We start from the raw sequence: 11,380 nt of genomic DNA, 5'->3' as shown, positions 1-11,380 counted from the left end.
TCGAGACCGGGCGCCCCGTCGCGAGCCTCGCCGAGCTGCCGCCCGCCCGCGCGTACCTGCTCGACGTCATGCCGGAGGACCTCGCGGCACTGGCCGGCGACCGGCTGCCCGAGCGGTTCGCGGCGCGGATGCGCCGCTACGCCCACGGCCCCGGCGTCTTCAAGATCGACTACGCGCTGTCCGGGCCGGTGCCGTGGACGGCGGCGGAGTGCGCCCGCGCGGGCACCGTGCACATCGGGCCGACGTTCGAGGAGATCGGCGCCGCCCTGCGCGCCGCGCACCGGGGCGTCGCGCCGCGCGTCCCGTTCCTGATCGCCGCGCAGCCCAGCCTGTTCGACGGCACGCGGACGCCGGACGGCCGGCACGTCCTGTGGGTCTACGGGCACGTGCCGAACGGCTGGCGCGGCGACCTCACGGAGGCGATCGAGCGCCAGATCGAGCGCTTCGCCCCGGGATTCCGCGATCGCGTCCTGGCCCGGGCCGCCGCCGGGCCCGCCGAGATCGAGGCACGCGACCGCAACGATCCCGGGGGCGACATCGCGGGCGGCCGGTGCGACCGGCTGCGCCTGCTGCTGCGCCCGCGCCCGGCCGTCCTGCCGTACGCCACGCCGGACCGGGCGGTCTACCTGTGCTCGTCGGCCACACCGCCGGGACCCGGAGTGCACGGCATGTGCGGCTACCACGCGGCGCGCGCCGCGCTGCGCAGGGTCTTCGGGGGCGCCCCGGGGGAGTAGCGCCGAGGGGGTGACGATCATGGACTGGTTCGCGGCGCCGGACTACTGGCTCAGCCGGATGGTGTTCCAGCGGGGCCTGGCCGCGATCTATCTGGTCGGCTTTCTCGTCGCGCTGAACCAGTTCCCCGCGCTGCTCGGCGAGAACGGGCTGACGCCGGTGCCCACGTTCCTGCGCCGGGTGCCGTTCAGCCGCGCGCCGAGCATCTTCCACCTCCACTATTCGGACCGGTTCTTCTCCCTGGTCGCGGGAGCCGGCGCGCTGCTGTCCGCGGTCCTCCTGATCGGGCTCGCCGACCTGGTCCCGCTCTGGGGCGCGATGCCGCTGTGGGCGCTCCTGTGGGTCCTCTACCTGTCCATCGTCAACGTGGGCCAGGTCTGGTACTCCTTCGGCTGGGAGTCGCTGCTGTGCGAGGCCGGCTTCCTCGCGATCTTCCTCGGCAACTCGGGCACCGCGCCGCCCGTGCTCGTGCTGTGGCTGCTGCGCTGGCTGCTGTTCCGGCTGGAGTTCGGCGCCGGCCTCATCAAGATGCGCGGCGACCGCTGCTGGCGCGACCTGACCTGCCTGTACTACCACCACGAGACCCAGCCGATGCCGGGCCCGCTGAGCTGGTACTTTCACCGGCTGCCCCGTCCGGCGCACCGGGTCGAGGTCGCGGGCAACCACTTCGCCCAGCTCGTCGCGCCGTTCGGGCTGTTCGCGCCCCAGCCGTACGCGAGCGTGGCGGCGGGCGTGATGATCGCCACCCAGCTCTGGCTGATCCTGTCGGGGAACTTCGCCTGGCTGAACTGGCTCACTGTCGTGCTGGCGGCCTCGGTGGTCTCCTGGGCGGACCTGGTCCGCATGCTGGGGTTCCCGCCTCCGCCGCACCCCACGGCCGAGCCGCTGTGGTTCACCGGGGTGGTCCTCGCCGCGACCGTGCTCGTCGTCGCGCTCAGCTACTGGCCGGCCCGCAACCTGGTGTCGCGGCACCAGCTGATGAACGCCAGCTTCAATCCGTTCCACCTGGTCAACACGTACGGCGCCTTCGGCAGCGTGACCAGGGCCCGCTACGAGGTGGTGATCGAGGGCACCCGCGACCCGGAGGTCACGCCGGAGACGGTGTGGCGGGAGTACGGGTTCAAGGGCAAGCCGGGCGCGCTGGGACGGCTGCCGCCCCAGTTCGCGCCCTACCACCTGCGGCTCGACTGGCTGATGTGGTTCGCCGGGCTGTCGGCGGCGTACGCGCACCCGTGGCTCGTGCCGTTCGTGCGCAAGCTGCTGACGAACGACCGGGCGACGCTGCGGCTGCTGCGGGAGGTCCCCTTCCCGGACGCCCCGCCGACGTTCGTCCGCGCCCTCCTCTACCGCTACAGCTTCACCACGCACCGGGAGCGGCGCGCGACCAGGCAGTGGTGGGAGCGCGAGCTGGTGGAGGAGTACCTCCCGCCGGTCAGGCTCGGCCCCTCCCGCTGACGCCACCGACCGCCCGCCGCAAGCACCCCCGCTGTTCCTGGCCGCCAGACGCCGGCGGGTAGAAGGGCGATCCCCACTACTGCTGGCCTGGGATGAAAGCGCCCGATAAGTGCACTGCAAGGACTTCCTGGCAATTCGTGATCTATCGCTGTCGCGGCTGAAAGGGAATTTCATGCGGGGTCGCATCTGTGTCGTTCTGGGGCTCGCGGCGGTCGCCGGCCTCGGGGTGGGCGTCCCGTCCGCCTCCGCGTCGGCCGTACCGCCGACGGCGGCCTCGGCCGCCGCCGCGCAGGGGTGGTCGGCCCGCTCCTCGGACGGGAAGGGCTGGGCTTCGGGCAGCTCGTCGTTCAGCGAGTCCGCCGGCCTGCGCGTCACCGGCTCCCTGTACGACGCGAGGGGCACGCGTGCCTGCTCGTGGGTGAAGGTGAGGTCGCTGTCGGACAAGCTGAAATACCGGACCGTCACGTTCAGGAACTGCTCGTCGACTCCGCGGGCGTTCAGCGTGAGGGCGGGATACGTCCTGAAGACGGAGGCGAAGGTCTGCCGGGGCACCTCCACCAGGATCACCGGAAAATGCTCCGGCTGGAGGCTGGTCTGGCGGCAGGGCGGTTGACAGGCGCCTGCCGAGCGAGGTGAGAGCCGTCGCCGGCGCTCGGTTCTCCTGGAAAACCGGGCCAGGAGACCACGTGATCGCGGGAGGGGTTCGCCCACATACTCGGGATGTGAAATGCACCCAATGTGGCGATCCAAATCTGGAGCCGGGATTCATCGAAGACAGCGGCGAACATTCCCAGGGCTACGGCCGCTGGATCCCGGGCCCTCTTGAACGGGGTGTTTTCGGCGCCGCGCGACGCTTCGGCAAGCCGCGCTGGATCATCGACGCGTACCGATGCGTCCGGTGCTCGCACCTCGAACTCTTCGTCCGGCCGAAAGACTGAGCCGGGCGACGGAGCCGGCCGCCGCGTTCAGGCGCGGACGCGGCGGCCGGCTCCGGTACGCCGGACGCTCTCAAGTGGGAGCGCACCTCCCGAGCCGGTCGCGCGAGGATCACGGGCTACCCGAGCGATGGACCACGTGGCAAGATCGAATCCGTCCGGGTACGCCACCGTGGCGCCTCGAGACCGGAGGTTTCCCATGTCTGCATCTGTGTCCGCAGCCGTCGCCTCGCCCGCACGGCCCGCCCCTCACCCGACCGCCCTGTACGGCGGCGCGACCGGGAGGCGGGTCACCGTACGCGACATCGCGGCCGCCAAGGAGCGGCGCGAGAAGTGGCCCATGCTCACCGCCTACGACGCCCTCACCGCCCGGATCTTCGACGAGGCGGGCATCCCCGTGCTCCTCGTCGGCGACACCGCCGCGGAGGTCGTCTTCGGCCACGACTCCACGGTCCCGGTGACCGTGGACGACCTGCTGCCGCTCGCCGCGGCGGTCGTCCGCGGGTCGAAGCGGGCCATGGTCGTCGCCGACCTTCCGTTCGGCTCGTACCAGGCCGGGGCGCCGCAGGCGCTCGCCGCCGCGGCCCGCTTCGTCAAGGAGGCCGGGGCGCACGCCGTCAAGCTGGAGGGCGGCCGCAGGGTCGTCCCGCAGGTCGCGGCGATCGTCGCGGCCGGCATCCCCGTGATCGGCCACCTCGGCCTCACCCCGCAGTCGGTGAATACGCTCGGCGGTTACCGCGTCCAGGGCCGTGGCAGCGCGGGAGAGGAACTTTTGAAGGACGCCAAGGCGCTGGAGGCGGCCGGCGCGTTCGCGGTCGTGCTGGAGTGCGTCCCGGAGGACCTCGCCGCCCGCGTCACCGCGTCCCTGTCGATCTCGACGATCGGCATCGGCGGCGGCAACCGGACCGACGCCCAGGTGCTGGTCTGGCAGGACATGGCCGGCCTCACCCCGCGCACCGCCAAATTCGTCAAGAAGTACGCCGATCTCGCCGGCCTCCTCGAGGAGGCCGCGCGCACCTACGCGGACGAGGTGGTGAGCGGCGTCTATCCCGCCGCGGAGCATTCCTACCGCTGATCCGACGCGCGGCCTTCCCGGTCCCACCCGGGGATCGGGAAGGCCGCCGCACCTCTGCTGATCTCCATCACGGCGCACCGCCTCCGAACGGAAGACAAAGACGCGCGCGAGTACCCGTTGCTGACACTCCTTCGTCATCTACAGTGATGGCGACATCGCCGTCTGTAGTCATCGGAGGGGAAGTTGAACGTCACGCGTATCGCCGTGGCCGCACTGGGTCTGACGGTCGCCGGAGTCGTCTGGACGGGGGGCGCGGGGGGTGGTGTGGCCCTCGCCGAGAGCAACGCGCACTCGGCGGGGCACACCGTCTCCGCCCATCTCCACAGCCACCGGAGCGGCGTCCTTCCTGGGAAGGGCGTGAGGAAGAGCAAGAAGGGTCACCACCACAGGGGCAGGAAGCACCACGGTAAGGCGCAGTCCTCCGTGGTCACCCCGGGTACCGTCTCGCACTGACGTGGCCTCCAGCGCACGGGGCGGCGGCCGCCGCCCCGTGCGTGTCCGTATCACCTGACGACCTCCCGCCGCCCTGCGGCGGACCCGGCTCAGCGCGGGCGGCGGATCATCGCCCAGGTACGCGGGCCGCCGTCCGGCAGGTCAACCTCGGCGGTGACCTCGAATCCGAGCCGCCGGTAGAACGCGACGTTCGCCTCGGTGGACGTCTCCAAGAATGCGGGGACCCCCGCCTCCTCCGCCGCCCTGATCCCGGGCTCGATCACGGCCCGGCCCAGTCCCTTGCCCTGGTGGTCCGGATCGACCCCGACCGTGCCGAGGAACCACACGGGCTCGGCCGGACGGTACGGGGCCAGCGCGGCCTCGGCCGACGCGGCGAAGGGCGCCCGGTCGCCGCTCAGCTCGGTGAAGGCCGGTGCCAGCTCCGCGAACACCTCGCCGATGCCGGTGCTCTCGGGGGTGGTCCAGACGGACACCGCCCCGCAGTCCGGCGTGACCCAGACCCGGCCGTGCGGCAGGCCGATACGGGTGACGAACAGCTCCTGAAATCGGCCGATCCGGCCCAGATGGTCGTCCGCCGCGACCGTGTGCCGCGTCCACGGATAGTCGGCGAACGCGCGGGTGAGCGTGCGTACGGCCGCTTCCACGTCGGCGTGGTCGGCGGGACGGGCGAGCGATGACATGCCACTCCAATGCGGGGTCGGTGCGGGGTGTTTCAACTGGGAGTATGCGCGGCGGCAGGTGGCGCGACCTTCTTCACCACGGCGTCGTCGGGACCGAGCCGCCTCCCGTCGGCGGAGCGTACCTCCAGCGCGCGGAGGGGGCGCTCGTCCCGGCGGTCGACGATCTCCGAATGCGGCTCCTCCGGAGCGAAGAAGTGGGCCTCACCCCACTGCCGCAGCGCGACGATGACGTTGAAGAGATCCCGGCCCTTGGGGGTCAGGACGTACTCGTTGTAGGCGCTGCCGTCGGACGCGGGGACGACATCGAGGACGCCGCCGTCCACGAGGGCGCGCAGCCGCGCCGCGAGGATGTTCTTGGCCACGCCGAGTCCGCGCTGGAACTCGCCGAAGCGGCGGCTGCCGTCGAACGCGTCGCGAACGATCAGCAGCGACCACCAGTCGCCGATCGCGTCGACCGACCGCGCGACGGGACAGTCGCTGTCGTTGAAGCGCGTCCGCCTGACCATCGCGTCCTCCTCGCCCCATCCAGTTGCAACATGCTACCAATCTCCTCTAGCGTCCGAGCGGTAGCAAGATGCAACCGATTTGGAGGAGGGGTCGTGGCCTGCCCACAGGAGACGACGACAGCGGAGGCGCATGCGGGGGCACGGGAGGGGGCGCCGCCGGGGCGCGAGGCCACCCCACCAATGCCGGGGCGCGAAGGCATGCCGCAGAGGGGCGAGGGCGCACCGCGGCCATCGGTGAATGAGGGAACGACGCCGCCCGCGCCCTCCCGCCGGGTCACGGCGCTGTTCGCCGTCGCCTGCGGGACGGCGGTCGCCAACGTCTACTTCGCGCAGCCCCTCCTGGTCACCCTGGGCCGCGATCTGGCGATCGGACCGGCGACCGTCGGCGTCGTCGTCACCCTCACGCAGATCGGCTACGGGCTCGGGCTGTTCTTCCTCGTGCCGCTGGGTGACCTGGTCGAGCCGCGCCGCCTCGTCGTCACGCAGTCGGCGCTGCTCGCGGCGGCGCTGGCCGTCGTGGGCGCCGCCCCCGGCGCGCCGGTCCTGCTCGCCGCCCTCACGGCGGTGGGCGTCCTCGCCGTCGTGACCCAGACGCTCGTCGCGTTCGCCGCGTCACTGGCCGGGGCGGAGCGGCGGGGCCGGGTCGTCGGCCAGGTGACCGGCGGGGTGGTCGTGGGCATCCTGCTCGCCCGTACCGTCTCCGGCGCCCTGGCGGACCTCGCGGGCTGGCGGTCGGTCTACCTGACCTCGGCCGCCCTCACTCTCCTGATCGCCCTCTGCCTGTGCCGCCTGCTGCCGCGCCGCGACCGGGGCGGGCCGTCCATGGGGTACCGGCGGCTGCTGGCGTCGACGATCGCGCTGTTCACCGAGGAGCCCGTGTTCCGGTTCCGCGCCCTGCTCGCCCTGCTCGTCTTCGCCGCGTTCAGCACTCTGTGGAGCTGCGTCGCCCTGCCGCTGAGCGCCGCGCCGCTGTCGCTCTCGCACACCGCGATCGGGGCGTTCGGGCTGGTCGGCGCGGCGGGGGCGCTGGTCGCCGCCCCGGCCGGCCGCCTGCACGACCGCGGCCTCGGCGAGTGGACCACCGGCACGGCGCTGGCTCTGCTCGCCGTGTCCTGGCTGCCCCTCGCCTTCACCGAGCGGTCACTCTGGGCGCTGGCGGCCGGCGCGGTCGTGCTCGACCTGGCCGTCCAGGCCGTCCACGTCACGAACCAGAGTGTCATTTACGCGGTGCGTCCGGACGCGGGCAGCCGGCTGATCGGCGGCTACATGGTCTTCTACTCGATCGGCAGCGCCGCGGGCGCCATCGCGTCGACCGCTGTTTACGCGGCCGCCGGCTGGAGCGCGGTATGTGTGCTGGGCGGGGCGATCAGCCTGCTCGCGTTCGCCGTGTGGGCGCTCGTCCACGTCCGGTACGCACGGCACGGCGACCACGTCGCCCGTCGCTGAGGCCGGGGCAGGGGAGGTGCCCCGTTCTGGGGCTGAACGGGCGGTGCAGAGGGCCGGCGACGACCCGCCGAGCAGCCCGCCACCGGTCGGTTCAGCCCCGAGTCCGGGCGACTTCGTCAAGTGCCGCCGGCGTCGCGGGCGTGCGGATGATGAACAGGTGCAGCGCGGCCGCCAGCACGGCGATGCCCGCGCCGACGTAGCACAGTTGAGTCGCCGAGATCGCGTCGAGCAGGACGCCGCCAAGCCCTGCGCCGATCGCCTGGCCGAGGTAGATGCCTGCGGAGTTGAAGGAGATGACGACGCCGGGCAGGTGCGGGACGAACTCGGTGAGCCGGTGGTTGTTCGGCGTCGCCACCGCCCACCCCGCCGCGCCGTTGAGCGTCATGACGGCGAACGCGAGCGGCAGTGAGGACGAGACGGCGAGTACGGTGAGGGTCACGGCGAGCAGGCCGATCGCGAGCGACAGCGTGCGGTCGGCGCCCCATCGGTCGGTGAGCCGGCCGCTGCCGAACGCGCATATGGCGCCGCCGACTCCCCAGGCGAGCAGGAGCAGCGCGAGGGTCGTGCCGTGGGCGTGCACGGTGTCGTCGAGGACCTGGGCGACGTAGGTGTAGACGAGGATGGCGGCCGCGCTCTCCAGGAGCATGAACGCCACGATCGCCACCACCCGGGCGTGGGCCAGCACCGCGACTCGGGCGCGGAGCGGCACGGGCGGGGGCAGCGGCAGGGGCGGCAGGACGGCGAGAAGGCCGACCAGCGCGACCGCGCCCACGAGCGCGACGAAGATCAGGCTCGCCTGCCAGGACAGGTGCTGGCCGATCCAGGTGCCGACCGGCACGCCGAGGACGGTGCCGACGGTCAGCCCGCCAAGGATGGCCGCGAGTGCCCGGCCGCGGTGGGCCGGCCCGGCGAGCGCGGCGGCCGCCGCGCTCGCGTTCGGCGTGTAGAGGGCGGCGCCGAGCCCGGCCGCGACCCGCGCGACGAGCATGAGCGCCAGCGTCGGCGCGGCGGCCGAGGCGAGGTTGGCCGCGACGAACACGGCCAGGGCGAACGCCATCAACGGCTTACGGGGAAGTTTGCCGGTGAACGCGGCGAGGAACGGCGCGGTCAGCCCGTAGGTAAGGGAGAAGGCGGTGATGGCCTGGCCGGTGGCGCTGATCGACTGGCCGAGCCCGCTCGAGATCTGCGGCAGGATGCCGGCCAGCACGAAGGAGTCGGTGCCCATGGCGAAGGATCCGACCGCGAGGACCGTGACCCGCCTCCCCCAGGCGCTGAGTCGTAAGGAGCTGGCGGGCTTTCTGCGCTCTCGGCGGGAGTCTCTCAGCCCCGAGGCGGTCGGGTTGGCCGGCGGCTCCCGTAGGCGCACACCCGGCCTGCGGCGCGAGGAGGTGGCGCAACTCTCCGGGGTGAGCGTCACCTGGTACACCTGGCTGGAACAGGCCCGGGACATCACCGTCTCCAGGCAGGTGCTCGAAAGCCTCTCGCGCGCGCTACGGCTCACACCGGCGGAGCGCAGTCATCTCTTCGCGCTCGCCGAGGCGCCGCTGCCGGCCGAGCCGGCGCGTCGGACGCCGGTCAACCCGACGCTGCGGGCGCTGGTGGAGACACTGGACCCCAACCCGGCCCACGTGATCAACCAGAGCTGGGACCTGCTGGCGTACAACCGCGCGTACGCCGATCTCGTCGGCGGACTGGCGGACCTGCCGGACGAGGAACGAAACAGCATCTGGCTTCTGTTCACGCGCCCGGGCACGCGCACGCTGCTCGTCGACTGGCAGCGCGAGGCCCGCGCGATCCTCGGGCAGTTCCGGGCGGCGGCCGGAAAGAACCCCGATGACCCGCGGACCACCGCGCTGGTCGACGCGTTGCTGGCGGCCAGTCCCGCGTTCGCCTCGATGTGGTCGGCCCATCCCATCCAGGCGTTCACCCCGGCGACCAAGCATTTCAACCATCCGCACGTGGGGCGGATCACCCTCAACTACACGAAGCTGGTGGTCGCCGAGGACGTCACCCAGCACCTCGTCGTCTTCCTTCCCGCGACCGGGGACGACGCGCAGGGTCTCGAACGCCTTGCGCGACTGGACCGGCCCGTCTCGATCCAGGGCTGACCGGGCCGGCCGCGCGGTCCGGGCACCCGGGAAGGTGGCCGTCCGCGTCGCGATGACCTTCCCGCGACGTTCGCCACCCGGAAGTCGTCGAGCGCGGCCGTGTCACCCGTCGCTGAGGCCGAAGGGCAGGGGAGGGGCCTGCCGTACCGCCCGGCTCGCGGTCGCGGCGATGGCGACGGCCAGCATCCCGCCGGCCAGGACCAGCACGGTGCCGCCGGGGCTCAGCACGGTGAGGAGCCGGCTCACGGCCAGGGAACCCAGCGGGATGACGCCCCAGCTCAGCGTCATGGCCGCGCTGCCGACCCGCCCCAGCATCCCGTTCGGCACCAGTGTCATCTGGTACGTCCCGATCACGATGTTCCACATCGGGCCGACGAACGAGGTCCCCGCGGCGATCAACCCGGCCAGCAGCGGGTGAGGGGCGATTGCGATCAACGGGAGCAGCAGGGCCCAGACCCAGTTGATTCCGATGATCACGGCTCTGGGGCTGAAGCGGCGGTGCAGACGGCCGGCGACGATCGCGCCGAGCAGCCCGCCGCCGCCGTAGACGCCCATCATCACCCCCGTCTCGGCGGCGGACGCGCCCAGCTCCCGGGCGAGCACGACGAGCACGAGGGCGAGCCCGGCGAAGATCATGTTGCTCGCCGCGACCAGGAGCACGGCGACGCGGATCAGGGGGTGCGCCCAGAGCCACCGCAGGCCCGCCGTGGTGTCGCGCCAGAGCGATCCGGGCCGCTCCGCGCGCTCGCTTCGCAGGTCGGACCGTACGAACAGCAGGGCGAACGCGGCGACCAGATAGGAGAGGGCGCTCGCCAGGAACGGGACGGCCTGGCCGATGCCGAACAGGGCGCCGCCGACGGGAGGGCCGGCGAGACCGGCGCCGCGGGTCTTGGCCTCGTTCTGCGCGATGGCGGCGGGCAGGAGCGGGGCGGGCACGATTTGCGGCAGGGCGGCCTCCTCGGCGATGCCGTAGAAGACGAAGCAGACGCCCTGGACGAACGCGGCGATCACCAGGTGGAGCAGCGTGAGGGCGCCGAGCCACCAGGCGACGCAGACGCTCGCGAGAGCGGCCCCCGCAGTGAGCTGACCGGCCAGCATGACGCGGCGGCGGTCCCAGCGATCGACCAGCGTGCCGGCGAGGAGGTTCACCACCAGGTACGGGAGGGAGGTCACGGCGGCCACGACGCCGGCGTCGGCCGCGGACCCCGTGATCGAGAGCACGAGCAGCGGCATGGCCATCGCGCTGACCCGGGAGCCCAGGGTGGACACGATCTGGCCGCTCCACAGGACGAGGAAGTCGCGGTTGCGCCACAGAGACGGCCGGCGGGCCGGGGCTTCGGTCATCGTGCCTCCCCCCGTCAGGGCGTGGGGAAGGCGTGGAAGATCACCGTGATGTGCCGGGCGCCCTCGGGCGCCTCCTCCGGAACGCGGCGCCAGCGGTTGAGCAGCGCCACGTACTCCTCCGTGAAGGCGGCCAGCTCCGCGGCCGTCAGGGTGGTGCCGCCGATCGAACTCAGCGCCGCGTCGCCGAACTCGCCGAAGGCGTGTTCGTCCGCGAGGAACGCCGCCAGTTCGCGCTCGCCCTGCTCGCGCCACCGCCGGCCCAGCTCGGCCGCGGCCACCTCCGCGTCGGCGTCCTCCGGGCGGCCGGGGAGCCGCAGGTCCAGGGGGACGGCCCGCCAGAACTTCCGCCGCCCCGCCGAGCGGTCGGCGTCCACCTCGATGAAGCCGAAGCGGGCGAGGCACCGCAGGTGATAGCTCGTGGCGCCGCGATCCTCGCCGAACTCGGCGGCGAGGATCGCCGACGTGGCCGGGCCCCGCCGCTGGAGGCGGGTGAGCATCCGCTGGCGCAGCGGATGGGCGAGCGCCTTCAGCGCCTCGGGGTCGGACAGGTCTCTCCGCTGGATCTCCGCCATGAATGAGAAGATAGCTGTGCAAAGATTTCTTCTCAATACCGTCGTGAAGATCCATCGGGAGGAAAACCGGAGCG

General features: G+C 72.5%; 13 protein-coding genes. 8 read left to right on the top strand and 5 right to left on the bottom strand.

The window, feature by feature from the left end; all coding sequences use genetic code 11:
- The 6 genes from AWQ68_RS43790 to AWQ68_RS42970 form a co-directional block, all read left to right on the top strand.
- Positions 1 to 734 (top strand): phytoene desaturase family protein (locus AWQ68_RS43790; RefSeq protein ID WP_169809026.1); only part of this gene is annotated, 734 nt, incomplete at its 5' end.
- 19 nt (positions 735 to 753) lie between these two features.
- Entirely contained in the window at positions 754 to 2,187 is a 1,434-nt protein-coding gene (locus tag AWQ68_RS32200; RefSeq protein WP_066947834.1) for a lipase maturation factor family protein, read from the top strand.
- A gap of 172 nt (positions 2,188 to 2,359) precedes the next feature.
- A complete protein-coding gene (locus AWQ68_RS32195) occupies positions 2,360 to 2,800 on the top strand; it encodes a hypothetical protein (protein WP_066947797.1) in 441 nt (146 codons plus the stop codon).
- A gap of 109 nt (positions 2,801 to 2,909) precedes the next feature.
- Positions 2,910 to 3,125 carry a hypothetical protein gene (locus tag AWQ68_RS41465; protein WP_169809025.1) on the top strand — a complete coding sequence of 72 codons (216 nt, stop codon included), beginning with the start codon at positions 2,910 to 2,912 and terminating at the stop codon, positions 3,123 to 3,125.
- 196 nt (positions 3,126 to 3,321) lie between these two features.
- On the top strand, positions 3,322 to 4,197 hold the full coding sequence (panB, locus tag AWQ68_RS32190; RefSeq protein WP_066947794.1) for a 3-methyl-2-oxobutanoate hydroxymethyltransferase: 876 nt from the start codon (positions 3,322 to 3,324) through the stop codon (positions 4,195 to 4,197).
- A 183-nt stretch (positions 4,198 to 4,380) separates the two neighbouring features.
- On the top strand, positions 4,381 to 4,650 hold the full coding sequence (locus AWQ68_RS42970) for a hypothetical protein (RefSeq protein ID WP_157546014.1): 270 nt from the start codon (positions 4,381 to 4,383) through the stop codon (positions 4,648 to 4,650).
- A gap of 89 nt (positions 4,651 to 4,739) precedes the next feature.
- On the opposite strand, the gene AWQ68_RS32185 is transcribed toward AWQ68_RS42970, so the two are convergent.
- Together AWQ68_RS32185 and AWQ68_RS32180 are read right to left on the bottom strand one after the other, a co-directional pair.
- Positions 4,740 to 5,330 (bottom strand): GNAT family N-acetyltransferase, encoded by a 591-nt coding sequence (locus AWQ68_RS32185; RefSeq protein WP_066947792.1) that lies wholly within the window; start codon positions 5,328 to 5,330, stop codon positions 4,740 to 4,742.
- A 32-nt stretch (positions 5,331 to 5,362) separates the two neighbouring features.
- A complete protein-coding gene (locus AWQ68_RS32180) occupies positions 5,363 to 5,836 on the bottom strand; it encodes a winged helix-turn-helix transcriptional regulator (RefSeq protein ID WP_066947789.1) in 474 nt (157 codons plus the stop codon).
- A 234-nt stretch (positions 5,837 to 6,070) separates the two neighbouring features.
- Between AWQ68_RS32180 and AWQ68_RS32175 the strand changes: the two genes are divergently transcribed.
- Complete coding sequence (locus AWQ68_RS32175) at positions 6,071 to 7,282, top strand: MFS transporter (protein WP_066947786.1); 1,212 nt, start codon at positions 6,071 to 6,073, stop codon at positions 7,280 to 7,282.
- A 91-nt stretch (positions 7,283 to 7,373) separates the two neighbouring features.
- Here AWQ68_RS32175 and AWQ68_RS32170 read toward each other — a convergent pair whose 3' ends face one another.
- Entirely contained in the window at positions 7,374 to 8,507 is a 1,134-nt protein-coding gene (locus tag AWQ68_RS32170; RefSeq protein WP_066947783.1) for an MFS transporter, read from the bottom strand.
- Between AWQ68_RS32170 and AWQ68_RS32165 the strand changes: the two genes are divergently transcribed.
- Positions 8,506 to 9,390 carry a helix-turn-helix transcriptional regulator gene (locus tag AWQ68_RS32165; protein ID WP_066947780.1) on the top strand — a complete coding sequence of 295 codons (885 nt, stop codon included), beginning with the start codon at positions 8,506 to 8,508 and terminating at the stop codon, positions 9,388 to 9,390. The two genes, AWQ68_RS32170 and AWQ68_RS32165, sit on opposite strands and share 2 nt — an antisense overlap.
- Positions 9,391 to 9,492: 102 nt before the next feature.
- Here AWQ68_RS32165 and AWQ68_RS32160 read toward each other — a convergent pair whose 3' ends face one another.
- Together AWQ68_RS32160 and AWQ68_RS32155 are read right to left on the bottom strand one after the other, a co-directional pair.
- Positions 9,493 to 10,734, bottom strand: coding sequence for an MFS transporter (locus tag AWQ68_RS32160; protein ID WP_066947778.1), 1,242 nt, complete (start codon positions 10,732 to 10,734; stop codon positions 9,493 to 9,495).
- 14 nt (positions 10,735 to 10,748) lie between these two features.
- Positions 10,749 to 11,306, bottom strand: a complete 558-nt coding sequence (locus AWQ68_RS32155) for an ArsR/SmtB family transcription factor (RefSeq protein ID WP_066947774.1) — start codon at positions 11,304 to 11,306, stop codon at positions 10,749 to 10,751.
- Positions 11,307 to 11,380: the final 74 nt, after the last annotated feature.

It is taken from the genome of Microtetraspora fusca (assembly GCF_001570365.1).
Classification (GTDB): domain Bacteria; phylum Actinomycetota; class Actinomycetes; order Streptosporangiales; family Streptosporangiaceae; genus Microtetraspora; species Microtetraspora fusca.
Note: the sequence above shows the minus strand (reverse complement) of the source record. Positions and strands in the feature narration are given on the sequence as shown.